We start from the raw sequence: 24,997 nt of genomic DNA on the forward strand, positions 1-24,997 counted from the left end.
TGGCGCAGTGTGGCGTGGGCGCTGATGTCCCGTGCCAATTGGGCCTGCCTGCTACTGTGCCCTTCTGCTTTTTCAGTGTTCGATTTTCTCCATGACCCAACGGAATCCCCGATGAGTGCAAGCCCCGTCAAGCCCCAGCGCGGCATCCAGAGCGTGGAAGTGGCCGGTCGGCTGTTGCAGGCCCTGGCCCAGACCCGCCAGCCCATGCCGCTGGTCGAACTGGCGAGCGCGGCTGCGCTGTCCTCGGCACAAGCCCACACCTACTTGGTCAGCCTGTTGCGGCTCGGCTTGATCAAGCGCACCCCGGCAGATGGTCGTTACGAGGCCGGCCCGCTGGCGCTGCGTCTGGGCATGGCGCGCCTGGCCCAGGAGCCGGCCTACCAGCTGGCCTTGCCGCAGGTGCAGCAACTGAGCGAAGACACCGGTTTGAGCGTGGCGCTCACCCTGCCTACGCCGGAAGGCCCGACCATCGTCCACTACGCCCATGCCGGCAAGCCGTTGCACGTGAACCTGCATGTGGGCACCGTGATGGCGCTGGCCGACACCGCCACCGGCCGCACCTGCTGTGCCTTCCAGCCGGTGACCGCATGGCAGGCGCAATGGGAGGCCCAGCACCCCGGCGCGCCCAGGTCGCAATTGAAGCAATTCCTTGAAACGCTGGATGCCATCCGCAAGCGCGGCATGGAACGCGCCGTCGATGTCCCCAGTCCGGGCGTGACCAGCCTGTGCATGCCCTTGCTGGATGCCGCCGGCCAATTGCAGCTGCTGGTGACCGTGATCGGCACGAGCGGCGTCATCGATGCCGGCTGGCGTGGTGCCGTGGCGCGTCAGTTGCGCACCTGCATCGAGGCCATCGGTCACACGCTGGCCGGCGCCGGCGGGGAGTGCACCGCATGACGCGCCTGCACGACATGCCCGATGAAGCCGATGAAGCCGATGACGGCGCCAAAGCGCAGGCCCAGCGCGGCATCCAGTCGCTGGACAGCACCGGCGCCCTGCTGGAAGCCCTGCTGGAAGCGGCCCGTCCGCTGCCACTGGGCGACCTGGCGCGACTGGCCGGCATGCCCGCGGCCAAGGCCTTCCCGCATCTGGTGAGCCTGCAGAAGATCGGCCTGCTGGCGCGTGATGCCCAGGGCAATTTCTTCCCCGGGCCATTGAGCCTGGAACTGGGACTGGCGGCCCTGCAGCGACTCTCACCGTTGCGCGAGGCCGAGGCCGAAGTGGCGCCGCTGGTCGAGGCGACCGGCCTGTCGGTGGCGCTGGCGGTATTCGGCCCGCTGGGGCCGACCGTGGTGCGGCTGGAAGAATCCTCGCGCCCGCAGCACGTCAGCCTGCGCATCGGTACCGTGCTGTCGATGGTGCATACCGCCATCGGTCGCGTCTGCGCAGCCCATCAGCCGGCCGACACGCTGGCCGGCGCGCTGGCGATGGATGCGATCCGCATGGAAGGCGCGCAGGCCGACACCGTCCTTCATGGCGACGGCGCACTGCGCCATGACTACGCAGCGCGCCTGCGCCAGATCCGGGCGGACGGCATGGACCAGGCCCTGGGGCGACCGGTGCCGGGCATCAATACACTGGCCGCACCAGTCTTCAACCATGCCGGCCAACTGGCGCTGGTGATGGCGGTGATGGGCAGCAGCGGCAGCTACGATACGGACTTTGCAGGCGAGGTGGGGCAACTGCTGGCGGCCTCGGCGCGCCGGGTGTCGTGGCGCCTGGGCGCGATCGACGCCGGAGCAGGGGAGGGGGCCGGCCGTTGACGCCGGCGGCTCTCAGGCGCTGGTGCTGCGGTTTTCCAGGATGGCCTCGACCCGTCGTGCCAGCGTTTCCAGCTTGAAGGGCTTGGTCAGCAACTGCATGCCCGGCTGCAGATGGCCATTGCCGAAGGCCGCATTTTCCGCATAACCGGTGATGAACAGCACCTGCAGGCCAGGGCGCGCCTCCCGCGCCGCATCGGCCACCTGGCGACCGTTGAGACCACCCGGCAAGCCGACGTCGGTGATCAGCAGGTCGATGCGGGCCGATGACTGCAGGATGCGTAGTGCCGCCGGACCATCCTCGGCCTGCAGAGTGGCATAGCCGGCGTCATTGAGGACCTCGGCTGTGAGCATGCGGATCGAGGCCTCGTCATCCACCACCAGCACCACCTCGCCACTGCCTGCGGCCTGGGGCGCCTCGCTGGTCTCAGGCTCTTCGCCCTCGGCTTCCAGATCATGGCGCGGCAGGTAGAGCGAGACCGTGCTGCCCTGGCCCACTTCCGAGTACAGACGCACCTGCCCGCCCGACTGGCGCGCAAAGCCATACACCATCGACAGTCCCAGGCCGGTACCCTCGCCGATGGGTTTGGTGGTGAAGAAGGGATCGAAAGCCCGCGCCAGCACATCCGGCGGCATGCCGGTTCCGGTGTCGGTCACGGCGATGCAGACATACTGGCCCGGCGGCAGGTCACGTTCCTGCGCCCATTTGTCCTCCAGCCACTTGTTGGCAGTCTCGATGGTCAGGCGCCCACCGGCGGGCATGGCGTCGCGTGCGTTGATGCACAGGTTCAGCAGCGCGCTTTCCAGTTGCGGGCCATCGACGAAGGTCGGCCACAGGCCGACTGCGCCGACCACTTCCAGCGTGATGGCCGGGCCGATGGTGCGGCGGATCAGGTCTTCCATCCCCGCCACCAGGGTATTGACGTTGGTGGGCCGTGGCGCCAGCGTCTGCCGGCGCGCGAACGCCAGCAAGCGTTGCGTCAGCGAAGCGGCGCGTTGTGCGCTGCGTGCCGCCAGGTCGATGTAGCGGAACAATTCATCACCGCGCCCCTGCACCAGGCGCACGCGCATCAGGTCCAGGCTGCCGGTGATGCCACCCAGCAGGTTGTTGAAATCGTGGGCCAGGCCGCCAGTAAGCTGCCCGATGGCCTCGATCTTCTGCGAGTGGCGCAGCGCCTCTTCGGTCGCCATCAGTTCCTGGGTGCGGGCGCTGACCTGGGCTTCCAGCGATTCATTGATTTCGCGCAGCCGTGCCTCGCTGGCCGCCAGGGCCTGCTGGTTGTGGATGCGTTCGAAGGCGGCGCGGGTCTGCTGGCTGACTTCCCGCACGATGGCCAGTTCGTTGTCGGTCCAGGTGCGCGGCACATGACTGCTGACGTAGACGATGCCCACCAGCTCGCCCTGTTCGATGATGGGAACATCCATGAAGGCCGCCACCCCCAGCGCCAGGTGCTGCTGCGCGATGGCGGCGGTGCGGGCGTCGCGGGCGACGTCGCCCACCAGCACCACGCTGCCGCTGCGCAGGGCGTGGCTGATGCGCTGCTGGTCATGCAGGGCCAGCGCCTCGCAATTGTCGGTCGTTTCCTGGAAGCACCAGTCGCCTTCGACCTGGGCTTGCTGTTGGGGCCCCAGCGAACGGTAGCTGACCCAGCGGGCGCTGAGCGTCTCGCCGATGATGTGGGCGGCAGCCGTAGCGATGGCCGGCAGTGATTCGGCGGCGCGGATCGCTTCGGCCAGACGGAACAGTGCATGCTGGCGGGCTTCGCTGTTCTTGCGGTCGGTGACGTCACGGGTGGTGCCGGCCACGGCCTCGACTTCGCCATCCGGACCCAGCACGGGGAAGATGATGTAGTCGTAGATGCGGCGTCCGAAGGTGCCGTTGAAGGGCACATCGCCGCGCACCGGGCGCTTGGTGGCGCGCACCTGCTCGATCTCGCGGCTGTGCATCTCGGCATGCCAGGGCTCGTAGCCCAGCTCCAGGCAGGTCTTGCCGATGGCCTCGTCCCAACTCTTGCCCCACATCTGCAACAGCACCCGGTTGGCGTAGGTGAAGCGGTGATTCAGGTCCCAGGCATAGGCCAGGTCGGGCGTGGTGGACAGGAAGCTTTCGTAGAAGCGCCGGCGTCGTTCGGAATCATCGGTCAGGCGCGCCAGTTCGGCCACCGCTTCCTTCTGCGCGTGGATATCGGTGGAGGTGCCATACCAGTGCAGGATGGCCGTGCCGTCAGCGGCCAGCTGCGGCTTGCCGCGTGTGAGGAACCAGCGATACTGGCCCTGCGCATTGCCGATGCGGTGTTCCACCGACAGTTCGCAGCAGGTATGACGGGCGTGCTGCCAGGCCTGCGCGGTCAGTACGCGATCATCGGGATGGACGTGGCGTGCCACCAGCGCATCGAAGCTGCCCAGGCTGTCCTCGGCAACCGTGTCGCCGACATGGGCGTGCCACTGGTCATTGACGAATTCCAGATCGCCCAGGGCATTGGTGATCCACACGATCTGCGGGATGGCGCTGGTCATCAGCTGGAAGCGGGTCTCGCTCTCATGCAGGCGGCGCTCGGATTGTTGCTGTTGCTGCTGCTGTTGCTGGCGGGCACCGGCGCGCAGGCTCACTGAAAGGCCCTGCGTGCCGGCACTGCAGATCACTTCGTAGGATTGCGCCTGGCCCGGTGGGGTGAACAGGAATTGCCGGCTCTGGCCATCGGCCAGGCTAGCGCGCAATGGCGCTTCCAGTGCGCTGCCCACCAGCGCCGGGCAGACCTGCCAGATCAACTCCCCCGTCACCGTCCCTGCCGGCGCCGCCAGCAATGTCATGGCGGCTTCGTCCATGAAGACCACCCGCCACTGCGCGTCGACCGCCAGAAACGCTGCCGGCACGGCGGCCGACGGTACCGGCGATCGGGCAATGGGCGTCTGTGGAGCGGCATGGGAGGGGAGCATGGACATGGCACACCTTGATTTCTGGTTACGCCAGATTGTAGATGAGCCTTTGGCCGGACGATGTAGGACAACCCCGCAACTTGCAGCCCGACGCGGGCGGCCAGAAAACTTGCGCTGCTGCATGGATGACGGCACCAGGGCGGGCAACAGGCTTTCCTGCGGGTATTGTTGTGAGCCGGAAAGCCGCACGGTATCAGGCATTTCCTGATCTTGGCGATGGCCGGTCGCGGCTATAATAGCTGACCGAATGACAACATAACGATGGCCGCCATCTCGCTACCCATCCCGCCCGCTGTGCGGGCTGAAGCGCACGATGACACGGCACGGGGTACAGGATGGCTCCCTCCGCATTGATGAGCATGGTGCGCCGCTATTGGCGCGTGAACTACGATCAGCCGGAACTGCTGATCGCGCAGTACCGGGCCTTCTCCGGGAAGATGCCCATGATGTACCTGATCCTGCTGATCAACAGCTGGGCGCTGGCCTATACCTATCTGGATCTGGCACCGCACTGGCTGGGGCTCTATTTCCCGGCCCTGCTGACGGTGCTGTGCGCCACCCGGCTGAGTTTCTGGTGGCGTGGCCGCCACGTCGACCCGACACCGGGCATGGCCGCCCGGGCGCTCAAACGTACCAATTTCCTGGCGGCCCCCATCGCCCTGGGCTTTTCCTTGTGGTCGGTGATGCTGTTCCCCTACGGCGACATCTATGCCCAGGCGCATGTGGCGTTCTACATGGGCATCACCGTCATCTGCTGCATCTTCTGCCTGATGTATCTGCGTTCGGCGGCGCTGTCGGTGGCCCTGATCGTCAACGGCATCTTCACCGTCTTTTTCATCTCCACCCATGTGCCCGTGTTCGTGGCGGCGGCCCTCAACGTGGTGCTGGTGACCATAGGCATGCTGGCCATCGTCAACAGCCACTACAGTGACTTCACCCGCCTCATCGATGCCCAGGTCAAGACCGCATTGCTGAGCGACGAAAACCTGCGCCTGGCCAATCTGGATTCACTCACCGACATCCCCAACCGCCGCAAGTTCTTCTTCCAGCTGGACCACATCTGTAGCCGCGCCACCGCCTCCGGCCAGCGTTTCGCGGTGGTCATCCTGGACCTCGACGGCTTCAAGGCGGTCAACGATCTGTACGGCCATACCCATGGTGACCAGTTGTTGAGGGAGGTGGGGCAACGCCTCTGGGCGCTGTGCCAGGACGAGCGTTTCCACCTGGCGCGCCTGGGCGGCGACGAATTCGCCGTCATCATCGATGACGACCTCGGCGACGCCGCCCTGCAGGCCTTCGGCACGCGCATCTGCGCCGCCTTGCGCCGGCCTTTCATGCTCTACAAGGCCACCGTGCAGATTGCAGCCTCGGTAGGCGTGGCCACCTTTCCGGACATGGCGGTCGATGCCACCTCCCTCTACGAGCATGCGGACTACGCGCTCTACCAGGGCAAGCGCGAGCGACGCGGCACCATCACGCTATTTTCCGAGCGCGACAAGGCACAGATCCAGCGCAACGCCAATATCGAACAGGCCTTGCGGCTGGCTGATTTCGAGCGCGAGCTGTCGGTGTTCTTCCAGCCCATCGTGCGCCTGGATGATTGCCAGCCCATCGGCTTCGAAGCCCTTGCGCGCTGGCACAGCGCCAGCAAGGGCGCCGTTGCGCCGATCGAATTCATCCCCGCTGCCGAGCGCATGGGTATCATCAACCAGCTGAGCGTGATTCTGCTGAAGAAGGCATTGCAGGCGGCTGCAACGTGGCCGCCGTCGCTGCGCCTGTCGTTCAACCTGTCGGCCAACGACATCAACACCAGCGAGGGGATGGCCGAGATCGTCAAGGTCATCACCACTTCAGGCTTCAGCCCCTCGCGCCTGGACCTGGAAATCACCGAGACCGCCGTGCTGCAGGATCTGGAGAAATCGCGCCGGCTGGTCTCAGCCCTGCGCGAGCTCGGCTGTGGCATCACACTGGATGACTTCGGTACCGGCTATGCCAGCCTCAGTCACCTGCATGCCCTGCCGCTGACCCGCATCAAGATCGACAAGAGCTTCGTGGCCGATATCGAACACAACGAAGTCAGCTACAAGATCGTCAAGTCCTTGCTGGCGCTGACCCACGACATGGAGCTGGCCTGCGTAGTGGAAGGGGTGGAAACCCCGCAGCATCTGCAACGCCTGCGCGAACTGGGTGCCACGCATGGCCAGGGCTACCTGTTCGCCATGCCGCTGGCCAGCGATCAGGTCCAAACTTGGTTGCAGTCGCAGGCGACCTAGTCGCCGGTTAGGGAATCACCACAGGGAATCAGTGCGGGGAATCAGTGCAAGGCATCGAAGTCCATGCCGCTGGCGCGATAGACTTCACGCAAGGCATTGAGCAGATGCGGGTCCTCGGTGGTCACCAGCAGCAGCGCTTCGCAGGACCAGAACACTTCCTGCCGGCCGGCACCCACATTGGGATCATCCCGGTTGCTGAGCATGTCCATCCAACTGCTGTCGAAGTGGACATCGGTCTCCTTGTACTCAAGGATGAAGTTGCCGCTGGAGGGCCCTGCCTCATCATCCATCACCCGCAGCTCCATCTGTTGCGGCGTCACGCCCCGATCGCGCAGGGCATCATAGGCGCGCTGCGCCATCGTCAGACTGGGAAAGGGAAAGACTGCCACGGTCGGCTGTATGCTAGTCATGGAATATCCTCTTTGCAGACGAAACTGCCTCGCAGCCGGCAGCGGGCCGGTGCGAGGCAGATCATCATGAAGTAGAAAGTCAGTCCTCAGGGCCGCTTGGCCTTCAGGTCAGCATCGGCAGAACCGATTTCAGCCCCGGTCAGCGGCTCGCCATCCTGCGCGGATGCGGTACGCGCCGCCAGTTGATCCAGCACGGCCTGATCGTCATCGCTCAGTTCCACGCTCGCCTGTCCGTCGCCACCGTCGACCGGGGTGAGGGCGTCGGCGCCATCGAGTCGCTCCCACTGCTCGCCATCGTTCCACGGTCCGGTCTGCTCACCCAAGCCCTGCGAAAGATTGACGTAGACCTTGGAGAAGCGCGGATCGCCAGGCAGCTTTCCGGGCGGGAAGTTTGGGCGAATGGAATAGAGCGCCTTTTCAAAGGATTTCTGGTGCGCGATTTCACGCGTCATCAGGAAGCCCAGCGCTTCCTTCACGCCTGGATCATCGGTCAGATTGATGAGTCGTTCATAGACGATCTTGGCCCGTGCTTCGGCCGCGATGTTGGAACGCAGGTCGGCCGTAGGTTCGCCGATGGTGTCCACATAAGCGGACGTCCACGGTACCCCGGCCGAATTGACCAGTGGCGCGCCGGCGCCATACAACACCTGGGTGATGTGGCTGTCGTTACCGGCCCCGGTGATCTCCTTGTAGAGCGTCCCTTCTTCTTCCACGCCTTCGGCCAGCTTGCCCTTGGCGCCCTTGTTGAGCATCACCACGATATTGCCGATCACTTCGAGGTGGCTCAGTTCTTCGGTGGCGATGTCGAAGAGCATGTCCTTGCGGCCGGGATCATCCTCGGCGATGGCCTGGGTGAAGTAGCGGCAGGCAGCGGCGAGTTCGCCTTGCGGGCCGCCGAACTGTTCCAGCATCAGGTTGGCCAGCCCGGGATTGGGGCCGGCAACGCGTACGGTGTATTGCAGTCGTTTGTTGTGGGCAAACATGGTGAGGGTCTCCTTGGCGGTTTCAGGGTCGAAGCGAGGGTTGAAAACAAAGCACACAGACTTGATCGGTCAATCGCATTTAGCGATAGACAGAGCCTTGATCCTAAGTCGCGGGTGCTCAGCCATACCATCGGCGATAGCGGAAAACATGCGGTGATCGCTCACGCCGACCGGTGTCGGACATCCTTAGCGCAACAGCAGCCCCCAGGCTGATCAGCCAGAATTTTCAGGCTGGCGTCGGACGAGCACAGCGCCCAGATTCAGTGTTCGTCCGATGGGGAGGATCGTGCGCACCCGATAGACTTGCCTGATCGTGACGCACTGCCGATGTCGCGTCACCTCCTGATCACCGTGATCACGCTGATCACCATGACCTCAGGCAGTCAGATCATCCCGCCGCAGGACCGGCATCCCCGCATTACGGAAACAGAAGGACATGCATGCTCAAGAAAGTGGAGTATTCCCTGACCCCCGCGCCTGATCCTCAGGCAGCGCTGCAGTCAGAGTCGCCTGCGTCATGCGACCTGCCCGCGCAGCCACAGCTCATGCGCCTGAGCTGGCCGTTGGTGATGGTGGGCGTCATCGTGGTGGCCGTCGCCCTGGGCTGGTGGAGCGCACAGGATGAGCGCGTCTGGCGCGCCTATTGCGGTGGCATGGCCGCAGCTGCTGCAACCGCCGCCGGCACACTGCCGCTGTTTTTTTCACGCCGCTTTTCTGCCCGTGTGGCGGACTGCTGCACGGGATTCGGTGCCGGTGTCATGCTGGCGGCGTCGGTGTTTTCCCTGATCCTGCCGGCCATGCAGGCGCTGGAGCAGGGCGGGGTGGGCAAGTCCACTGGCAGCCTGGTGATCGGTGCCAGCGTGCTGGCCGGTGCCGTGCTGGTGCTGGCACTGCAACGAGCCGGGCAGGGACATGACGAGTTGGCACGGCAGGCGGCGCTGCGCCGGGTGTGGCTGTTCGTGCTCACTGTCGGGCTGCACAACCTGCCGGAAGGCCTGGCGGTCGGCGTGGCTTACGGTGGTGTCGCGCCGGAGCAGGCATCAGTGCTGACCTTTGGCATTGCACTACAGGATATTCCGGAGGGCATGATCGTTGCGACCGCCCTGCGCGGCATTGGTTATTCCCGCGCCGACGCTATCGGTTGCGGCATCCTCTCGGGGCTGGTGGAACCGCTGGCGGCGGTCGCCGGCGCAGCGGTGGTGGCCTGGTCTTCGGTAATGCTGCCCTGGGCGTTGGGCTGCGCGGCAGGGGCCATGCTGTTCGTCCTGGCGCACGAGGTGATTCCCGATCCACATCGACGTCATGATGCCTTGCCGGCGACCTGCTGCCTGCTCGTCGGTTTCGTGCTGATGATGGTGATGGACACCGCGCTTTCCTGAACAGGCCAGCCATGAACGCTTCCCGGGATCCTGCCGATGCCAGACCGCCCCCGCTGCCGCAGGATGCGCAGACCTTGACCTACGTCGAACTCTGGAACGGCGCCGACCTCCTGATCCGGAAAGCCGGTGAAGAGGTCGCCGGCTCGCGCTGGGTGTTCCTCTCGGCACTGGTGATGTTGTCGTTCTGTCTGGAGGCCTATCTCGATTACGCCGGTTCGCTGCTCTTCGGGGCGGCCTGGCGCGAGGGGGACGCGCCGCATGCAGGGCAGGACGTCAAGCGCAGGCTGGCATTGGTCTGCGCGGCCTGTGGCGTTCAGCTAGAAGCCCGCCATACCTATCGCACGGTGGCGATGACCTTGCTGGAACTGCGCGCCAGCCTGGCACAGGCCACCCAGATGCGCATGCCGCAATCGCAGCCGGCCAGAAGGGAGGCGCCGCCCTACCCGGCATGGGCGCCGTATTGCCGGCGCAATGTGGTGCTCGACTATCGCGCGCAGCTGCGCATCCTGCTCGGCAAGCTGCACGCCGGCCTGCCGGCGGCCGAGCGCGGGCCGCTCTCGCTGTGAGCTGTGCAGTACGGCTACGGTGAGCAACGGCTGGTCCCGAACTCGACAATTTCAACTCATCAAGGAGCCCGCTATGTTTCTATCTGTACGTAAATCCTCGCACCACAAAGGCCGGTTCTTCACTGCTCCCTGCCTGGCCGTTCTCCTGTTTTCGCTCGGGGGCCAGATGGCCCACGCCGATGAACCTACCCTCAGCATTCTCGAACCCAAGAGCGGTCAGACGGTCACCAGTCCCTTCCGCGTCCGCCTGGCAGCACATTCGATGACTACCCGTCCGGCCGGCAAGCTGGTCGAGGGTACCGGTCATCACCACATCCTGATCAACCATTCGCCCATCGGCAAGGGCGAGACCATCCCGCATGACGACACCCATCTGCATCTGGACCAGGGGCAGACCGAAACCATGCTCACCCTCCCGCCCGGCAAATACAAGCTCACCGCCCAGTTCGCCGATGGAGAAGACCATTCCTACGGTCACATGATGGCCCATGGAATCAACATCACCGTCAAGGCACCCTGATCTGGGCGCACAGAAAAAACAGGTCGCTCCCTTTCGGAAGCGACCTGTTGAATCGGCTCGGAAGGCGGTCCGCGCTCCGGGCCGGGAGGTGACCCCGGCGGACGCCTTATGGGTCGATCACGCGGCCAGTTTCTCGTTGACCTGCTGCAGCGCGAGCTTGCTGAGCTTCTGGTCGGTCGCCTTTTCTTCCTGCAGGGTTTCGTCGAGCAACTTGGCGGCCTCGTCCAGCCCGAGTTGCTTGGCCAGGGCGCACAAGGTCCCATAGGTGGCGATCTCGTAATGCTCCACCTTTTGCGCAGCGCCGATCAGAGCGGCGTCGAGCACTGCTCCTTTTTCGATTTCATCGATCTGCTCGCGACCTTCTTCCACCAGCCCTTCCATGGCCACGCACTTCACGCGCTTGAGCCGCAATTCGCTGTTTTCCACCAGCCTGTCGATACGTTCGATCTGTCCCTGAGTCTCTTCCAGATGTTGTTCGAAGGCCTGGCGCAGCTCGGGCGTAGTAGCTGCCCGGGCCAGCCGGGGGAGCGCGCGGGTCAGTTGCTTTTCCGCGCTATAGACGTCGGAGAGGCCGTGGATGAACAGGTCTTTCAAGGTCTTGACGGTCATGCTGGTCTCCTGGTTGAAGGTAGGGTGAAAGCGAGCATTGTGTGACCCCGGCGGGAAAGCAAGGCAAGACGGCAAGGCAGGACAGCGGGCCCGAGGAAGGCCCGCTGCCTATGCTGCTGGTACTGCCCTGGCGGTACTAGCGAGCACAGCCGCAGTCGTATGACTCCCGGGAGTCGCTACGACTAACGATTGTTGCTCTGGTTACCGCCGCTGTGGCTGTTCTGACCACCCTTGCGGCCCGCTTCGCGTGCTTCATCGGAACTGAATTCATGCGCGGTTCCCTTTTCATGGGCAGCCTTGCCGCCCTGGCTGGCGATCTCGCGCTGCTTGCTTTCATCCATCGAAGCGAAGCCACGGTTGCTGGTCGATCCTTGGTTCTGATTTGCCATGATGTATCTCCTTATGATGATGAGGGGGATGAATCGCAGGGCTTTGCTTCCCTACGAGTCCTCATCTTAGGTCGCGGGCTTTATCGGTGATATCGGCGTACCGGACGATGAGAGGTCGGTATGGACTGTCAGTAATGCCAGCGGAATTGAAGAAGAGCAGATGCCCGGCCGTAGCGCCCATGGGCCGTAGTAGCAGGCCCATGGGCGGCGCGATCCACTATGGATGAGCATTGGCTTGGACCTTCGTGGAACAAACTGCCGGACGGCAAACTCCATTGCCTGTCCAGTCAGGGGAGACCTGCACGGACGACGAGCAAGCGCTAGCAAGTACAAGCAAGTAACAGGAACACGAAATGAAGAAAAGACAGGCACTGATCGAAAGCGTGAATCGGCTCAAGGCCTCGCACGAGCATGCGGCGGGCATCCTCCAGGGCATCGTGCATGATGCGGTAAGGATGAGCAAAGGCGGGGATGAGCTCCCCGACCGGAAGGATTTTCGCCGTTACCGGCGGGCGATCAAGGACCTCAAGCTGCAGTGTCTGCAGGTGGAAATGGTGCTGGCGGAATTTGATCGGGACGAGTGAGCACCGTCCCGGCCCGACCTGTCAGCGCTGTAATGCCTGTAATGCGGGCTCCGCCGCTCACAGCGCCACGCCATGGTGGCCTGGACTCATCGGCTGACTTGCCAGATTACAGTTGCGGGCTGTTTTCCCGCATGTCCTGGTCGGAATAGTTGCCGCCCTCCGGTTTGTTTTTGGAACCATATTTGTCGCTGTCCCCCGGCACGTGGCGCTCGCCACCATCGAGCATGTCGCGCTCGTTGGTCCCGGTAGGGGGATTGCCTTTCTGTTCCAGATCCTTGGGGCCAGAGGTGTCGGCCGGATGGTGGTGCTTGTTCAGGGCGTCGGTCATGATGCGTCTCCTTTTCCTTTGCGGACGTCGTGCAGGCGGGTGCTTTAGGGAGTGTTGATCCTAGCCGAGCCACGCCGTGGCGTATGTCGGCGCACGCCGCGATTACGCGCACTCTCGCGCCGACAGGCGCGACGGAATCAGCGAGGGTGCTGCTCCCGCAGCCGACTCATCAAGCGCGGCCGACATGTCCGACAGCAGCCGCCCACAAGCCTTGGCGAGTCGCGCTGATGGCCCCGTTCGAGTGGCTTGGCCTAGTCTGGGTTCCAGTCCGGCAGACCATTCGTCGAGATATCAGGGACCATCCCCCCCCCATCACTTTTGAGGAGAACGCCATGGCCATCGAATCGAAATTGCCCACCCGCGCCAATCCCAGCCCCGCCCAATCCAGTGACCAGGCCACTGCGCAGCCGGCGCGTGGCGATCACATCGAGAACCGTGAGACCAGCACCGACAACGCCAACAAGGAAATCGCCAAGCCCGAGTTCGACATCGTGCAGGACGACGCCCGCGCACCGCGCTGAGCCCGCTCCAGACCAGCCCACCAGAACAAGGAGATCCCATGCGCGCATTGCTTTATCACGCGGCCCACGACGTACGAGTGGAGACGGTCGCCGACCCCATCATCCAGGAAGCCGATGACATCATCCTCAAGGTCACTGCCACCGCCATCTGCGGCTCCGACCTGCACCTCTATCGCGGCAAGATACCGGCCATGAAGTCCGGCGACATCCTCGGCCATGAATTCATGGGCGTGGTGGTGGAAGCGGGGCCGGCCGTACAGCGACTCAAGAAGGGCGACCGCGTGGTGGTGCCCTTCGTGATCGCCTGCGGACAATGTTTTTTCTGCGACCAGCATCTCTACGCCGCCTGCGAGACCACCAACCCCGACCGTGGCGCCATCATGAATGCCAAGGGCATACGCCCGGGAGCCGCGCTGTTCGGCTACAGCCATCTGTATGGCGGCATGCCGGGCGGACAGGCGGAATATGTGCGGGTCCCGAAGGCCGACGTCGGTCCGATCCGCATCGACTCCGCCCTGGCCGATGAGCAGGTGCTATTCCTGAGCGATATCCTGCCCACCGGTTATCAGGCGGTGAAGAATGCCGGTGTGCGCGAGGGCAGCAGCGTGGCCATCTACGGCGCCGGCCCGGTCGGCCAGATGGCCGCCGCGTGTGCACGCATGCTGGGGGCGGAAAAGATTTTCATGGTGGACCATCATGACTATCGTCTGCGCTTCGCGGTGGAGCAGTACGACGTCATTCCGGTGAACTTCGATCATGTCGATCCTGGCGAATACATCATCGCCAATACCGCCGGGCGTGGGGTGGACGGGGTGATCGACGCGGTCGGTTTCGAGGCCAAGGGCAGTGTGCTGGAGACGGCGTTGACCACCCTCAAGCTGGAAGGCAGCAGCGGTCAGGCCCTGCGCCACTGCATCGCTTCGGTACGACGGGGCGGGACGCTGAGCGTGCCTGGCGTCTACGCCGGCTTCATCCATGGCTTCCTGTTCGGCGACATCTTCGAGAAAGGCGTCACCGTCAAGACCGGCCAGACCCACGTACAACAGTACATGCCGGAACTGCTCAACAGCATCGAGGATGGCTGGCTGCGCCCGGAAGCGCTGATCACCCATCGCCTCCCGCTGGAACAGGCGGCCGAGGGCTACCGTATCTTCAATGAAAAGCGCGAGGAATGCCGCAAGGTGGTGCTGGTGGCCTGAATGCCGGGTGGGTGCGCCCATGGGGCGCGCATTCCGCTTTGTCTTGTTATTCCGCCCGTGCCTTGCGGGCGGTTCGCTTGGGGGCTGCCGGAGTTTCCGGGGCCGCTACCGGTGCCTCTGTCTCGCCCAGCAGCAGATTGGTCATGATGTCGGCGATGGCACTGACATCGCGCACGTCGCCGAGATGCTGGTTGATGGTGAAGCCATCGAACGCCATCCAGATGACATGGGCCAGCAGGTCGTTGCGCACCAGGTGAGCACGCTCCGGGGGGAGGGACTCGCTGATGAGGGCCGTCAGGAAGGTTTCCACATCCATCAGCAGCGTATTGGGCTTGGTCATGCCCTGGGGTGACACGGCCAGGGCTTCGATCAGCGCGTTGGCGAAGGAATGATCGCTGGCTGGTATGTCGCCCCAGATCCCCGTGAAGACCCGGCGCAGGCGTGAGCGCGGCGTGCGGAACTTGCGGACCGATTCGGCCAGCGCCTGCAGCTGCTGTTCCAGCCAGGGCTGGTAGATCTCATAGAGGATGGCCAGCTTGGAATCGAAGTACACATAGAGATTGGCCACGGTCATGTTCGACGCCCGTGCGATCTCGGCCATGGTGGTCGGCGTATAGCCCTTGCGGGAAAAAAGATCGAAGGCCGACTCCAGGATGGCCTCGCGCATGCCGCTCTTCTTGATTTGCGCCACGATTCCTCTTGCGTGCTGGTAATGAATGGCGTGGATTCTAGCACGCAAGCCCTTTCCTGCTGTCCCTGTCCCCCGATCTTCTCTCTTCCCCACAACGGTGAATCCTTTAAACAATATTCGCTTTTGAGCGCGATATTGGTGCGGTATTGGTGCGATGCCGGTGCGGCAAGAGGGCGAATCCGCTACCCCGGCGTGCGTCGCTGCAGCCCGCTGTCGTGTTGTGGTGCAGCATGCTGATGACGTGTCGCCAGGCCCTTTTTCACCTGTCCTTGAAATCGATCAAAAACGCTTGACATTCATTTTTGCGGAATACAGAATGACATTCGTTATTAGGACGCATCGGTTCTCAGGCCCCTCTCTGATCGGGCCTGCCATCCACGAGTGAGGGAGCTCATGAACAAGGTCATCAAGCTGCATCTGCACGATCGCTATCCGGAACTGGGCAAGGGGCCTGTTCCTGTCGAGCCGTACATCTCCACCGCCTACTACGACAAGGAGCAGGCCAGGATCTTCAAGAAGACCTGGCTGCACGTGGGGCGCGTGGAAGAGATTCCCGCCGCCGGCGACTACTTCGTCAAGGACCTGGAAGCCTGCGAAGCTTCCATCATCGTGGTACGCGACAAGCAGGGCGCAATCAATGCCATGCATAACGTCTGCTCGCACCGCATGAACCAGATCGTCTACGAGAAGCGTGGCCAGGCGCGCAAGTTCTTCTGCAAGTTCCACGGCTGGGCCTATGATCTGCAGGGCAACCTGACCGGCGTGCCGGAAGAGGGCTCCTTCTTCGATCTGGACAAGTGCGACCACGGTCTGTCGCGCGTGGCCTGCGAAGTCTGGCAAGGCTTCATCTTCATCAACCTCGATCCCGCCCCGGAACTGTCGCTGGCGCAGTTCCTGCAACCCATGTTCGGTGATATCGAAGGCTATCCCTTCGACAAGATCACCACCGGTTTCCAGTGGACCACGGTGGTCAATTGCAACTGGAAGCTGGCGCTGGACGCATTCCAGGAGGCCTACCACGTGGCCTATGTGCACGGCCATTCGATCGCCGATGCCATCGATACCGCCGAAGACGGCGCCATGCCGCCCCTGGATGCACTGTGCGGACAATTCCATCGACGCCTGTCCATCGCCGGCAATCCCAGGTCGGTCTACGGCAACCCCAATGCAGTGACCGCAGGTGGCGCGGAGGCCAGCAAGGCCATCGCCGACTCGGCCGTGAAGAAGCCCATTGCTGCCGCTGCACTGCGCGCCGGCATGGGGGCGGCCAGCTACCACTTCCGCAAGGAAGATCTGCCCAAAGGCATGAACTGGACCGGCCACGAGAACTGGCTCTTCGACATCAATGTCGTGTTTCCGGACTTCTACCTGTCGCTGCGTCCGAACTACTTCCAGGCCTACAACTTCCGGCCGATCTCCCAGGGCAAGACCCTGCTGGAGGCGCGCGTGTACTACCCGGAAATGAAGACCGCCGGCGGTCGCTTCTATCTCGAATACATGAAGGTCGCCCTGCGCGATGTCCTGCTGGAAGACTTGAGCACCTTGGAACGCACCCAGAGCGCGGTGCAGACCGGCGTGAAGAAGGAAATGATCCTGCAGGACTACGAGCTGCTGGTGCGCCACGGCGCCCACGTGGTCGATCGCATCGTCAATGAAGAAACCAAGGCCTGAGGAGTCGCCCGCCATGAATTCGCCGCAACCAGCAAGCCCGCAAAGTGCCATCACCCTTCCGGCCGGTTTTGCCCATCTGATGCCGTTCAGCCATTGGAGCCTGGCCACCGAGACCGAGCGCACCCGCATGCGCAATACCAGCGCGTTCGCCGACATCGTGGCCTTCAAGGACGCCATGCTGGCCGATGTCGATGCCATCGTCGCCTACCTCAACGGCTTCGAACTGGATGCCATGCCGCCGCCGGAAGCAGCGCTGATGTACATGCTGCTGTCCCTGGCCGAGGTGGCGCCGGCGGTGGAGGCCTACCAGCAGCCGGGCGTGATCGATGGCTACGAGTTCTCGCGCTTCGTGGCCGATGAGAAGTTCGTCATGCGTCCGCCGATCTGAGCCGACGCTGTCATCAACCAAGGAGCTTTCATGCCCAAATGCAGAGTGTTCGCCATCGACGATAACCTCAAGGAGATCGTGGCCGATGGCTTGTATGGCAAGCACATGTTCGGCGCGTCCGTCAGCGTGGCGGTGGTCAAGTTCGTCGCCGCGCAGGGGCATGACCTGCCTGCCAAGTCGCATAGCCACGGCGAGGAAGCGTCCTTGCAGCTGCTGGGTGGCTGCTCCGTTTTCGAAAGCAGTGACAGCGAAGAGACCGACCTCGAATCGGTGATGGATAGCGGTGATGCGCTCATCATTCCTGCCGGGGTTTTGCACTACGGCAGCAACCGCTTCGGTGCCGAGGGCGTGTCGCTGCGCCTGAACGTGGTGACCCCGGCGCGCAAGGAGTACGGCCCGGAGGATTCGACGCCGTATTACCCCCTCAAGAACAGGAGTCGCTGAGATGTCCAGCCTGTCGAACCCGACCGATCCGCATTGCCAGCCGTTGCAAACCGACTGGCAGAATCCGCAGGCAGCGCCCGGCATGCATACCGTCGAGGGCCAGCACCTGAACATCGGCATCGGCGTCTTTCGTCGTGGCCAGCACAGCGAGGTGCCGCAACAACCGCAAGGCGAGGAAGTGGCAACCGTACTGGAGGGCATGTTCCTGGTCGAAGCCGCTGGCGAGCGCTACGAGCTGTCCCCCGGCGAGGGCATCATCATTCCACCCAATGAGCCGCGGCGCTGGACCTGTCAGAGTGAGCGAGGCGCGCTCTATCGCGTCATCACCCGCCTGGACCAGCTGCCGCCGGTCGAGGAGTCGGTGTCATGAACCACCATCAGCCGCAAGCGCAGGGCGCACCGCAGGATCAGCGTGTGTTGATCGTCGGCGCCGGGCATGCCGGTGGGCGCGTGGCGCAAGCCTTGCGCTCGGATGGGTTCGGTGGCCGCATCCTGCTGCTGGGTGCGGAGCCGCACACCCCCTATGAACGGCCGGGCTTGTCCAAGGAACTGCTGCTGGGCAGCAAGACCGTCGACGAACTGATGCTGGGGCCACGCAGCTTCTGGGAAGACCCCGCCATGGTCGAGCATCGCCAGGGTGTGGTCGCCCGTATCGACGACTTGCGTCAGGCCCATCTGGAGAGCGGCGAGGTCATCCCCTTCGACATTCTGGTCGTGGCATCCGGTGGTCAGGCCCGTGGTCTGACGATCCCCGGAGCGGATCTGCCCGAAGTCAGGGTCCTGCGCACCATCGAAGACTGCCTTGCGTTGCGGCCGGCCATGGCCCAGCAGCGTCGCCTGCTGGTGATCGGCGGCGGCGTGATCGGTATGGAGGCGGCGTCCTCGGCGGCCGCCCTGGGCATGGAAGTGACCGTGGTCGAAGGCGGCGCCCGGGTGATGGCGCGTTGCCTGCCGCCGGAAGGGTCGCAGTGGCTGCAGGCGCTGCACGAACAGCGCGGCATCAAGGTGCTGACCGGCGTGAGCGTATCGGGCATCGCGAAGACGGCCGAAGGATTGCGCATCGACGCCCAGTGCGCCGGACAGGAAATGGCGCTGGAGGCCGACCTGGTGCTGGTGGCGGTGGGCATTTCGCTCAACACGGCCTTCCTGGAAGGCAGCCCGGTGCGCCTCGATAACGGCGTGCTGACCGATGCCTGGTGCCGCAATCCGGATGCGCCATGGTGCTATGCCGTGGGCGACGTGGCCAACAGCTTCAGCCCCTTGTATGGGCGGGCATTGCGCCAGGAGACCTGGCGCAATGCCGAGAATCAGGCGCGTGCGGTTTCGGCCGCCATCGTCGGCCGGCCGGAGCCGTATATCGAAGTACCGTGGATGTGGACCGATCAGCTCGATCGCAATATCCAGGTGGTCGGCATCTATACGCCGGGCGACCTGGTGATATCGCGCATTCCGCCGGGGGAGCGGGCCGGCGTGCTGCTCTGGCTGCATGAGGGCAGGGTGGCCGGCGGCATGCTGGTCGACAGTGGCCGGGAGCGCCGTCAGCTTGAAGAACTGGTACGACGCGGCTCCACCATCGATGCAGCGGTGCTGCGCGATCCTGCCATTTCGCTCAAGGAACTGGTGCGCTCATGAGCAACCTGGAACAACGTGTGGCCGCACTGGAAGCAGCCGAAGCGATCCGCCAGCTCAAGGCACGCTATGCCAGCCTGGCCGATCAGAAATACACGACGAACTATCAGCGGCAGCCGCCGCTGCGCATGGAAAAGATCGCGCTTGCCCAGGCCGCCTGTTTTACCGAGGACGCCATCTGGGAAGGCGGCGCCGAGTTCGGTGCCAGCCTGGTCGGGCGCGATGCGCTGGCGCAGTGGTTCATGCGCTCGCCCTGGTGCTATGCGCTGCATTACTACGGCAGTCCGGAGATCAGCGTGGAAGGCGACGTCGCCTCGGCACGCTGGCGACTGTGGCAGATCGCACTGCGTGAGCAGACCAAGAAGGCGGTGCTGCTGGGCGCGCTGACCTACGAAGAATATGCCCGCGACCAGCAGGGACAGTGGCTCTGTTCACGCATGCGCTTCGAGCAGACCCAGATGCTGCCCATCGATGCAGGAGCCTTCCCGCTGGTGACGTCCTTCGAGCAGATTACCGATGCCGCCGTGCGTGCATCCTCTTCCACCCACCTCTAGAGATCATGACCAACAGCGTCCCTATCCCGCTGCAGCCAGCGCCGAGTACAGCGGCCTCGTCCTGCGGCGGCCACTGCGCAGATTTCACCATCGCCGAGAACCTGTGCCAGGTACTGAGCAATGCGTGGGTCAACGCCGAGTACAAGCACCTGGTCCTGAAGGCGCCGCCGATTGCGCTGGCGGTGCTGCCGGGTCAGTTCTTCCACCTCAACTGCCCGCCCTCCGGCAACGACGTGCCTTACCTGCGCCGGCCGATGAGCCTGTACCGGGTTTCGCCGCAGGACTGCACCATCGAATTCCTCTACAAGGTACAGGGCGCCGGTACCCGTGGCCTGGCCACCCTGGAGCCGGGCGCCACGCTGGACGCCTTCGGGCCGGTCGGCCAGGGCTTCACTCTGCCGCCGCAGGCCCGCCATGTGCTGGTGCTGGCGCGCGGCGTGGGCCTGGCCACCATGGCCCCGCTGGCCCAGCACGCGGTGCAGCGCGGGGCAAGGGTGACGGCCATCCTCTCGGCGCGTTCGCCGGCCCTGGTGATGTCGGAGCAATACCTGCGCTCGGTGGGGGCAGATGTCATCGTGGTGCATGACCAGGATGGCAGCAGCGACATCGCCCACATCGAAAAGCTGGTACGTGAACGGCATGCGCAGCTGCCCTTCGACCTGCTGACCACCTGCGGCTCCAACCGCTTCCTGCTGGCGTTGCAGCGACTGGGCCAGGAGCTGGACGTGCCGGCCCAGGTGGCGTTGGAGCAATTGATGGGATGTGCGCTGGGCATGTGCTTTGCCTGCGTGCGGCCGTTCCGCAAGAGCCCTGGTTCGGAAACGATGAGTTACAGACGCGTGTGCTGGGATGGCCCGGTGTTCGACGCGCAGGAGACAGTGACATGGTAGACATGAGCGTATCCATCGGTAAGCTGACCTTGCAGAATCCGGTCATGCCAGGCTCCGGGACCTTTGCCGAGGGCATGGCCAAGGTGATCGATCTCAATGGTCTGGGTGCCATCGTCACCAAGACCATCACCAGCGATCTGCGCGAGGGCAACACCCCGCCACGCGTGGCCGAGCTGCGCAATTCAACCTTGTTCTCCATCGGTATTCCCAGCAAGGGGCCGGAGCACTATCTGGAAGAGCTGGTGCCGTTCTACCGGAATTACACCCCCCCTCTGGTGGCCAGCATTTCAGCCAATACCGTGGAAGAGTTCGGCGAGCTGGCCGCACGCCTGAGCGTGCCGGGCGTGGCCGCCATCGAGGCCAATATCTCCTGTCCCAACCTGAAGAAGGATGGCCAGGCCTTCGGCATGGACCCACAGGCCACCGAAGCGGTGATCAAGGCGATGAAGCGCAATACCGACCTGCAGGTCTGGGCCAAGCTCTCGCCCAATGTCGGCAGCATCGCCGTGATTGCCCGAGCTGCAGAGCAGGGGGGCGCAGACGCTCTGGTCAGTTCCAACGCCATCCTGGCCATGGCCATCGATATCGAAAGTCATCAACCCAAGGTCGCCAACCTGATGGGCGGGATCACCGGCAGTGCCACCAAGCCCATCCTGTTGCGCATGGCTTACCAGGCGGCGCAGGCGGTCAGCATTCCGGTCATCGGTTGCGGCGGCATCGCCACCGCCGAGGACGCCATTGAATACCTGCTGGCCGGTTGCACGGCAGTACAGGTGGGCACGGCCAATTTCATCAGCACCAGCGCCATGCCGCGCGTCATCGACGACCTCCAGGCCTATTGCGTACGTCGTGGCATCACCCGCATCCGCGACCTGGTCGGCGCGATGAAGGTGCATGAGGCCAAATTGCTGGAAGCGAGGGCCGGCCTGTGACTGGCATCCTGCCTATCGTGGCGGCAGACGCCCAGGCGTTGCCGTCGTTGCCCGATGCCCAGGGCTGGCTGACGCTGGGGCCGCTGGCCGAGGTGTTTGGTGATCGTGCGTGTCGCTCGCTGAAGCTGGGCGGTGTGCAGGTCGGCCTGTTCCTGGTGGATGGCGAGGTCTATGCCATCGACGACATCTGCAGCCATGGCAATGCGCGCTTGTCGGAAGGCGAAATCGACGGCTTCGAGGTCGAATGCCCCCTGCATGCCGGACTGTTCGACATGCGTTCCGGCAAGGCCTTGTCGGCGCCCTTGACACGTGATGTACGCAGCCACGAGATCCGTCTCGAAGAGGGTGTGCTGCACCTGCGTCTGGTGGCTGCATGAGCGGCCTGTCCCGCGCATCGGGCAAGCCACGGGTTGCCGTCATCGGCACCGGTGGCACCTTCGCCATGCATGCGCGGCATGCCTTCGACTGGGTCGAGTACAGCGAGAGCGGCGTGGTGCATCCCATCGACGATCTGGTGGAACAACTGGACCAGGTCGACCTGGATATCGAGATCCTGCCGCAGTCCTTCCGCATGATCGGCAGCACCGGCATCCTGCCGCAGGACTGGATGGAGCTGGCGCAGCTGATCAGGCGCACCGTGCAGGACGACCCCGGTCTGACCGGCATTGTCGTTACCCATGGCACGGCGACGATGGAAGAGACCGCATGGTTTCTGCAGCTGGCCACCGATATCCGCCAACCGGTCGTGCTCACCGGAGCACAGCGTCCGCTGAACACGTCGGGCAGCGATGCCATGGCCAATCTGCGCGCAGCGCTGGCGGTGGCGGCTGCCCCACAGGCCCAGGGGCAGGGCGTTCTGGTCGTGATGGATGGCATGGTTTTTGCGGCACGCGATGTCAGCAAGGCCGCCAGTTTCGAGCTGCACGCATTCGAGGCCACGCCCTATGGCCCGCTCGGTCGGGTGGACGCTGATGGCAGCGTGGTGCTGCGCCGCCGCGTGACTTCATCGATATCGCACAGCATGCTGCCGGCGCTCGACATGTCGTCGAGCCGGACCCTGCCACGCGTGGATATGGTGGTGTCCTATGCCGGTGCTGACGGTGCGGCCATCGATGGCGTGCTGGCAGCAGGTGCCCGAGGAATCATCAGCATCGGACTGGCGCCCGGCCGCCCGGCCAATGGTGAACGCGCTGCCCTGCAGCGCGCAGTGGCGCAGGGTGTGGTGGTGGTGCAGGCCGCACGCGCTGCGCGTGGCGTGGTGCCGCCGCAGGCCTTCCTGCAACGTGACGGGGTGCTGGCGGGAGGCGATCTGGCCGCCCCCAAACTGCGCATCCTGCTCATGCTGATTCTGGCGCAGTCGCCATTGCCGGATGCGGCCGCGATACAGGCGCTGCTGCTGGCGCATTGAAGGCAGCCAGCAGTCAGGAGCACGCCGCGCGCAGCGCAGCCCCCACAGACTGGGCGGACTATACGAATGACAGGCAATTGAAAGAGGAGCGAATCAAGCATGGAAATGATCAGCGAACGTCTGGTACCCGCCTCCCGGCAGGCGGTATGGGAAGCCCTCAACGATCCGGCCAGTCTGCGCGATTGCATCGCCGGCTGCGACCGACTGGAGCAGGTCGGCGAGCATGAGTACGAAGTGGGCATGTCGATCAAGATCGGCCCGGTGTCGGCCAAGTTCAAGGGACGCATGAGCCTGACCGACATCGTGGCGCCGCAGTCCTATGCGATTACCTTCGAAGGCCAGGGCGGCATGGCCGGCTTTGCCAAGGGCCGCGCCGCAGTGCGGCTGGTGGCACCCGAAGAAGGCGAGGGCACGCTGCTGCAATACGAGGTACACGCCCAGGTCGGCGGCAAGCTGGCGCAGCTCGGTGCACGCCTGATCGACAGTTCGGCCCGCAAGATGGCCGATGATTTCTTTGCACGCTTCGTCAAGCTGTTCGAACCGGCGGCCACCGCCGCGCCCGCCGCCGAAGGCCCCGGCGAACAGCCGGCGCAGGAGCAGCCGCGCCAGGGCGCCCTGCGCAGCATGTGGTCACGCGTAGCGCGCTAGTGGCGCAGGACGGTCGCCCACATTCAAGTTTTCCCGCACGCAGCAAGCAGCATTCGTAGTTCAACCTTAGCCACGAACAGGAATGAAAATGAAAAGATCTGCGGTAGTGAAGTCGATGGTGAGTGCCCTGGGGGCGTTGGCGGGGCTGGCCGTGCTGGCGTTTCCGCAGCAGGCCATGGCCGATATCAAGATTGGCCTGTCCGGCCCGTTCTCCGGACCGATGGCCGCCGACGGCCAGGAATATATCGACGGCTTCGGCCTGGCCCTGGAGCAGCTTGGCAACCAGCTTGGCGGACAGAAGGTGCAGGTGCTGCAGGGGGATGACCAGATGAAGCCGGATGTGGGCTCGCAGGTCATGCGCAAGTTCATCGAGCTGGACAAGGTCGATGCCATCGTCGGCCTGGGCTACTCCAACATCATCATGGCCAATCTGCGACGACTCAAGGAATCCGGTGTGGTTTCCATCGCCGTGGCCGGCGGCCCCTCGCCGATGGCCGGTGCGGAGTGCGGCGCCAATGTGTTTTCCATCGCCTACCCCAATGACGGTTCGGGCGAAGCCATCGGCAAGCTGGTGCAGGACAAGGGCTACAAGAATGTCTATCTGATGGCTCCCAACTACCAGGCCGGCAAGGACATGCTGGCCGGCTTCAAGCGCTGGTACAAGGGAGGCGTGGCCGCCGAGGTCTATACGCAGATCAACCAGACCGACTATTCGGCCGAGATCACCCAGCTGCAGCTGAGCAAGATGGATGCGGTCTTCATGTTCTACCCGGGCAGCATGGGGGTGAACTTTACCAAGCAGCTCAAGCAGGCCGGGGTGATCGGCAAGGTACCGGTGTATTCCACCTTCACCGTCGATGGTACCAATCTGCCGGCCCTGCGCGAGGCCGCCGTGGGCGTGATCAGCGGCAATACCTGGAATCCGGCGCTGGAGAATCCGGAAAACCAGAAGTTCGTCAAAGCCTTCGAAGCCCGCTACAAGCGTGTTCCGAGTACCTATGCCGCCAATGCCTATGACGCGGCCTTCCTGCTCGATACGGCAGTGCGCAAGCTCAAGGGCGACACCTCCAACAAGGTGGCCTTCGCCGCTGCCGTCAAGGCGGCCGGTGCGGAGTTCAAATCGGTACGCGGTCCCTTCCGCTTCAACACCAACAACATGCCGATCCAGAACTACTATGCCTTCGAGATCGTCAAGGAAGGCGATCAGATCAAGGGCAAGCTGGTCGCCACCCCGCTGGTGGACCACAAGGACGCCTACGTGGCGGCCTGTCCCCTGAAGTGAGC

At 64.0% G+C, this 24,997-nt stretch carries 28 protein-coding genes; 21 read left to right on the top strand and 7 right to left on the bottom strand.

What is annotated here, in order from left to right:
- The first annotated feature begins 111 nt into the window (after positions 1 to 111).
- Together HBH1_RS03485 and HBH1_RS03490 are read left to right on the top strand one after the other, a co-directional pair.
- Positions 112 to 897: an IclR family transcriptional regulator gene (locus HBH1_RS03485; protein WP_102661611.1), complete on the top strand. Its 786-nt coding sequence runs from the start codon at positions 112 to 114 to the stop codon at positions 895 to 897.
- Positions 894 to 1,763, top strand: coding sequence for an IclR family transcriptional regulator (locus HBH1_RS03490; protein ID WP_102661612.1), 870 nt, complete (start codon positions 894 to 896; stop codon positions 1,761 to 1,763). Before HBH1_RS03485 ends, HBH1_RS03490 begins: the two co-directional genes overlap by 4 nt.
- A 12-nt stretch (positions 1,764 to 1,775) precedes the next feature.
- On the opposite strand, the gene HBH1_RS03495 is transcribed toward HBH1_RS03490, so the two are convergent.
- Positions 1,776 to 4,703, bottom strand: coding sequence for a PAS domain-containing protein (locus HBH1_RS03495; protein ID WP_102661613.1), 2,928 nt, complete (start codon positions 4,701 to 4,703; stop codon positions 1,776 to 1,778).
- 329 nt (positions 4,704 to 5,032) lie between these two features.
- Here HBH1_RS03495 and HBH1_RS03500 point away from each other — a divergent pair, with 329 nt between their 5' ends.
- Complete coding sequence (locus HBH1_RS03500) at positions 5,033 to 6,970, top strand: putative bifunctional diguanylate cyclase/phosphodiesterase (RefSeq protein WP_102661614.1); 1,938 nt, start codon at positions 5,033 to 5,035, stop codon at positions 6,968 to 6,970.
- Positions 6,971 to 7,011: 41 nt separating this feature from the next.
- On the opposite strand, the gene HBH1_RS03505 is transcribed toward HBH1_RS03500, so the two are convergent.
- Complete coding sequence (locus HBH1_RS03505; RefSeq protein WP_102661615.1) at positions 7,012 to 7,380, bottom strand: hypothetical protein; 369 nt, start codon at positions 7,378 to 7,380, stop codon at positions 7,012 to 7,014.
- An 86-nt stretch (positions 7,381 to 7,466) separates the two neighbouring features.
- Positions 7,467 to 8,363, bottom strand: coding sequence for a manganese catalase family protein (locus HBH1_RS03510; protein WP_077236921.1), 897 nt, complete (start codon positions 8,361 to 8,363; stop codon positions 7,467 to 7,469).
- Between the two features lie 569 nt (positions 8,364 to 8,932).
- On the opposite strand from HBH1_RS03510, the gene HBH1_RS03515 reads away from it, so the two are divergent.
- The 3 genes from HBH1_RS03515 to HBH1_RS03525 all read left to right on the top strand — a co-directional run bounded on the left by HBH1_RS03515 (position 8,933) and on the right by HBH1_RS03525 (position 10,828).
- A complete protein-coding gene (locus HBH1_RS03515; RefSeq protein WP_102661807.1) occupies positions 8,933 to 9,742 on the top strand; it encodes a ZIP family metal transporter in 810 nt (269 codons plus the stop codon).
- Positions 9,743 to 9,753: 11 nt separating this feature from the next.
- Complete coding sequence (locus HBH1_RS03520) at positions 9,754 to 10,308, top strand: hypothetical protein (RefSeq protein ID WP_102661616.1); 555 nt, start codon at positions 9,754 to 9,756, stop codon at positions 10,306 to 10,308.
- Positions 10,309 to 10,474: 166 nt separating this feature from the next.
- Positions 10,475 to 10,828, top strand: coding sequence for a DUF4399 domain-containing protein (locus HBH1_RS03525; RefSeq protein ID WP_102661617.1), 354 nt, complete (start codon positions 10,475 to 10,477; stop codon positions 10,826 to 10,828).
- A gap of 117 nt (positions 10,829 to 10,945) precedes the next feature.
- Here HBH1_RS03525 and HBH1_RS03530 read toward each other — a convergent pair whose 3' ends face one another.
- Together HBH1_RS03530 and HBH1_RS03535 are read right to left on the bottom strand one after the other, a co-directional pair.
- Positions 10,946 to 11,437, bottom strand: a complete 492-nt coding sequence (locus HBH1_RS03530; RefSeq protein WP_102661618.1) for a YciE/YciF ferroxidase family protein — start codon at positions 11,435 to 11,437, stop codon at positions 10,946 to 10,948.
- A 182-nt stretch (positions 11,438 to 11,619) separates the two neighbouring features.
- Complete coding sequence (locus HBH1_RS03535; RefSeq protein ID WP_006461880.1) at positions 11,620 to 11,826, bottom strand: KGG domain-containing protein; 207 nt, start codon at positions 11,824 to 11,826, stop codon at positions 11,620 to 11,622.
- A 353-nt stretch (positions 11,827 to 12,179) separates the two neighbouring features.
- On the opposite strand from HBH1_RS03535, the gene HBH1_RS03540 reads away from it, so the two are divergent.
- Positions 12,180 to 12,410 (top strand): hypothetical protein, encoded by a 231-nt coding sequence (locus tag HBH1_RS03540; RefSeq protein ID WP_102661619.1) that lies wholly within the window; start codon positions 12,180 to 12,182, stop codon positions 12,408 to 12,410.
- A gap of 106 nt (positions 12,411 to 12,516) precedes the next feature.
- On the opposite strand, the gene HBH1_RS03545 is transcribed toward HBH1_RS03540, so the two are convergent.
- Positions 12,517 to 12,738, bottom strand: coding sequence for a hypothetical protein (locus tag HBH1_RS03545; RefSeq protein WP_006461878.1), 222 nt, complete (start codon positions 12,736 to 12,738; stop codon positions 12,517 to 12,519).
- Positions 12,739 to 13,070: 332 nt separating this feature from the next.
- On the opposite strand from HBH1_RS03545, the gene HBH1_RS03550 reads away from it, so the two are divergent.
- Together HBH1_RS03550 and HBH1_RS03555 are read left to right on the top strand one after the other, a co-directional pair.
- Positions 13,071 to 13,259: a hypothetical protein gene (locus HBH1_RS03550; RefSeq protein WP_006461877.1), complete on the top strand. Its 189-nt coding sequence runs from the start codon at positions 13,071 to 13,073 to the stop codon at positions 13,257 to 13,259.
- 38 nt (positions 13,260 to 13,297) lie between these two features.
- Positions 13,298 to 14,458, top strand: coding sequence for a zinc-dependent alcohol dehydrogenase (locus HBH1_RS03555; protein WP_102661620.1), 1,161 nt, complete (start codon positions 13,298 to 13,300; stop codon positions 14,456 to 14,458).
- A gap of 46 nt (positions 14,459 to 14,504) precedes the next feature.
- Here HBH1_RS03555 and HBH1_RS03560 read toward each other — a convergent pair whose 3' ends face one another.
- Positions 14,505 to 15,197, bottom strand: coding sequence for a TetR/AcrR family transcriptional regulator (locus HBH1_RS03560; protein ID WP_369878593.1), 693 nt, complete (start codon positions 15,195 to 15,197; stop codon positions 14,505 to 14,507).
- A 345-nt stretch (positions 15,198 to 15,542) separates the two neighbouring features.
- Here HBH1_RS03560 and HBH1_RS03565 point away from each other — a divergent pair, with 345 nt between their 5' ends.
- From HBH1_RS03565 to HBH1_RS03620, 12 genes are all read left to right on the top strand, one after another.
- Positions 15,543 to 16,820: an aromatic ring-hydroxylating oxygenase subunit alpha gene (locus tag HBH1_RS03565; protein WP_102661621.1), complete on the top strand. Its 1,278-nt coding sequence runs from the start codon at positions 15,543 to 15,545 to the stop codon at positions 16,818 to 16,820.
- A 13-nt stretch (positions 16,821 to 16,833) separates the two neighbouring features.
- A complete protein-coding gene (locus HBH1_RS03570; protein WP_006461873.1) occupies positions 16,834 to 17,208 on the top strand; it encodes a hypothetical protein in 375 nt (124 codons plus the stop codon).
- A 30-nt stretch (positions 17,209 to 17,238) separates the two neighbouring features.
- The gene (locus HBH1_RS03575; protein ID WP_077236929.1) at positions 17,239 to 17,652 is read left to right on the top strand and encodes a cupin domain-containing protein; all 414 of its coding nucleotides are present in this window, start codon (positions 17,239 to 17,241) and stop codon (positions 17,650 to 17,652) included.
- A gap of 1 nt (position 17,653) precedes the next feature.
- Positions 17,654 to 18,022, top strand: coding sequence for a cupin domain-containing protein (locus HBH1_RS03580; protein WP_102661622.1), 369 nt, complete (start codon positions 17,654 to 17,656; stop codon positions 18,020 to 18,022).
- Positions 18,019 to 19,284 (top strand): NAD(P)/FAD-dependent oxidoreductase, encoded by a 1,266-nt coding sequence (locus HBH1_RS03585; protein ID WP_102661623.1) that lies wholly within the window; start codon positions 18,019 to 18,021, stop codon positions 19,282 to 19,284. The genes HBH1_RS03580 and HBH1_RS03585 overlap by 4 nt, the downstream gene beginning before the upstream one ends.
- Complete coding sequence (locus HBH1_RS03590; protein WP_006461869.1) at positions 19,281 to 19,835, top strand: nuclear transport factor 2 family protein; 555 nt, start codon at positions 19,281 to 19,283, stop codon at positions 19,833 to 19,835. The genes HBH1_RS03585 and HBH1_RS03590 overlap by 4 nt, the downstream gene beginning before the upstream one ends.
- A 5-nt stretch (positions 19,836 to 19,840) precedes the next feature.
- A complete protein-coding gene (locus tag HBH1_RS03595; protein WP_102661624.1) occupies positions 19,841 to 20,725 on the top strand; it encodes a dihydroorotate dehydrogenase electron transfer subunit in 885 nt (294 codons plus the stop codon).
- A complete protein-coding gene (locus HBH1_RS03600) occupies positions 20,719 to 21,657 on the top strand; it encodes a dihydroorotate dehydrogenase (protein ID WP_077236933.1) in 939 nt (312 codons plus the stop codon). Before HBH1_RS03595 ends, HBH1_RS03600 begins: the two co-directional genes overlap by 7 nt.
- Positions 21,654 to 22,034 (top strand): non-heme iron oxygenase ferredoxin subunit, encoded by a 381-nt coding sequence (locus HBH1_RS03605; protein ID WP_199181518.1) that lies wholly within the window; start codon positions 21,654 to 21,656, stop codon positions 22,032 to 22,034. Before HBH1_RS03600 ends, HBH1_RS03605 begins: the two co-directional genes overlap by 4 nt.
- A complete protein-coding gene (locus HBH1_RS03610) occupies positions 22,031 to 23,065 on the top strand; it encodes an asparaginase domain-containing protein (RefSeq protein WP_102661625.1) in 1,035 nt (344 codons plus the stop codon). The genes HBH1_RS03605 and HBH1_RS03610 overlap by 4 nt, the downstream gene beginning before the upstream one ends.
- A gap of 99 nt (positions 23,066 to 23,164) precedes the next feature.
- Positions 23,165 to 23,713, top strand: a complete 549-nt coding sequence (locus HBH1_RS03615) for a CoxG family protein (RefSeq protein WP_102661626.1) — start codon at positions 23,165 to 23,167, stop codon at positions 23,711 to 23,713.
- Positions 23,714 to 23,801: 88 nt separating this feature from the next.
- Positions 23,802 to 24,995 (top strand): ABC transporter substrate-binding protein, encoded by a 1,194-nt coding sequence (locus HBH1_RS03620; RefSeq protein WP_233207504.1) that lies wholly within the window; start codon positions 23,802 to 23,804, stop codon positions 24,993 to 24,995.
- The last annotated feature ends 2 nt before the right edge of the window (positions 24,996 to 24,997 follow it).

It is taken from the genome of Herbaspirillum sp. BH-1, assembly GCF_002870055.1.
Classification (GTDB): Bacteria; Pseudomonadota; Gammaproteobacteria; order Burkholderiales; family Burkholderiaceae_D; genus Herbaspirillum; species Herbaspirillum frisingense.

Coding starts and splice junctions, on each gene's coding strand:
- HBH1_RS03485 (WP_102661611.1), top strand. CDS start 112: ATGAGTGCAAGCCCCGTCAAGCCCCAGCGCGGCATCCAGAGCGTGGAA.
- HBH1_RS03490 (WP_102661612.1), top strand. CDS start 894: ATGACGCGCCTGCACGACATGCCCGATGAAGCCGATGAAGCCGATGAC.
- HBH1_RS03495 (WP_102661613.1), bottom strand. CDS start 4,703: ATGTCCATGCTCCCCTCCCATGCCGCTCCACAGACGCCCATTGCCCGA.
- HBH1_RS03500 (WP_102661614.1), top strand. CDS start 5,033: ATGGCTCCCTCCGCATTGATGAGCATGGTGCGCCGCTATTGGCGCGTG.
- HBH1_RS03505 (WP_102661615.1), bottom strand. CDS start 7,380: ATGACTAGCATACAGCCGACCGTGGCAGTCTTTCCCTTTCCCAGTCTG.
- HBH1_RS03510 (WP_077236921.1), bottom strand. CDS start 8,363: ATGTTTGCCCACAACAAACGACTGCAATACACCGTACGCGTTGCCGGC.
- HBH1_RS03515 (WP_102661807.1), top strand. CDS start 8,933: ATGGTGGGCGTCATCGTGGTGGCCGTCGCCCTGGGCTGGTGGAGCGCA.
- HBH1_RS03520 (WP_102661616.1), top strand. CDS start 9,754: ATGAACGCTTCCCGGGATCCTGCCGATGCCAGACCGCCCCCGCTGCCG.
- HBH1_RS03525 (WP_102661617.1), top strand. CDS start 10,475: ATGGCCCACGCCGATGAACCTACCCTCAGCATTCTCGAACCCAAGAGC.
- HBH1_RS03530 (WP_102661618.1), bottom strand. CDS start 11,437: ATGACCGTCAAGACCTTGAAAGACCTGTTCATCCACGGCCTCTCCGAC.
- HBH1_RS03535 (WP_006461880.1), bottom strand. CDS start 11,826: ATGGCAAATCAGAACCAAGGATCGACCAGCAACCGTGGCTTCGCTTCG.
- HBH1_RS03540 (WP_102661619.1), top strand. CDS start 12,180: ATGAAGAAAAGACAGGCACTGATCGAAAGCGTGAATCGGCTCAAGGCC.
- HBH1_RS03545 (WP_006461878.1), bottom strand. CDS start 12,738: ATGACCGACGCCCTGAACAAGCACCACCATCCGGCCGACACCTCTGGC.
- HBH1_RS03550 (WP_006461877.1), top strand. CDS start 13,071: ATGGCCATCGAATCGAAATTGCCCACCCGCGCCAATCCCAGCCCCGCC.
- HBH1_RS03555 (WP_102661620.1), top strand. CDS start 13,298: ATGCGCGCATTGCTTTATCACGCGGCCCACGACGTACGAGTGGAGACG.
- HBH1_RS03565 (WP_102661621.1), top strand. CDS start 15,543: ATGAACAAGGTCATCAAGCTGCATCTGCACGATCGCTATCCGGAACTG.
- HBH1_RS03570 (WP_006461873.1), top strand. CDS start 16,834: ATGAATTCGCCGCAACCAGCAAGCCCGCAAAGTGCCATCACCCTTCCG.
- HBH1_RS03575 (WP_077236929.1), top strand. CDS start 17,239: ATGCCCAAATGCAGAGTGTTCGCCATCGACGATAACCTCAAGGAGATC.
- HBH1_RS03580 (WP_102661622.1), top strand. CDS start 17,654: ATGTCCAGCCTGTCGAACCCGACCGATCCGCATTGCCAGCCGTTGCAA.
- HBH1_RS03585 (WP_102661623.1), top strand. CDS start 18,019: ATGAACCACCATCAGCCGCAAGCGCAGGGCGCACCGCAGGATCAGCGT.
- HBH1_RS03590 (WP_006461869.1), top strand. CDS start 19,281: ATGAGCAACCTGGAACAACGTGTGGCCGCACTGGAAGCAGCCGAAGCG.
- HBH1_RS03595 (WP_102661624.1), top strand. CDS start 19,841: ATGACCAACAGCGTCCCTATCCCGCTGCAGCCAGCGCCGAGTACAGCG.
- HBH1_RS03600 (WP_077236933.1), top strand. CDS start 20,719: ATGGTAGACATGAGCGTATCCATCGGTAAGCTGACCTTGCAGAATCCG.
- HBH1_RS03610 (WP_102661625.1), top strand. CDS start 22,031: ATGAGCGGCCTGTCCCGCGCATCGGGCAAGCCACGGGTTGCCGTCATC.
- HBH1_RS03615 (WP_102661626.1), top strand. CDS start 23,165: ATGGAAATGATCAGCGAACGTCTGGTACCCGCCTCCCGGCAGGCGGTA.
- HBH1_RS03620 (WP_233207504.1), top strand. CDS start 23,802: ATGAAAAGATCTGCGGTAGTGAAGTCGATGGTGAGTGCCCTGGGGGCG.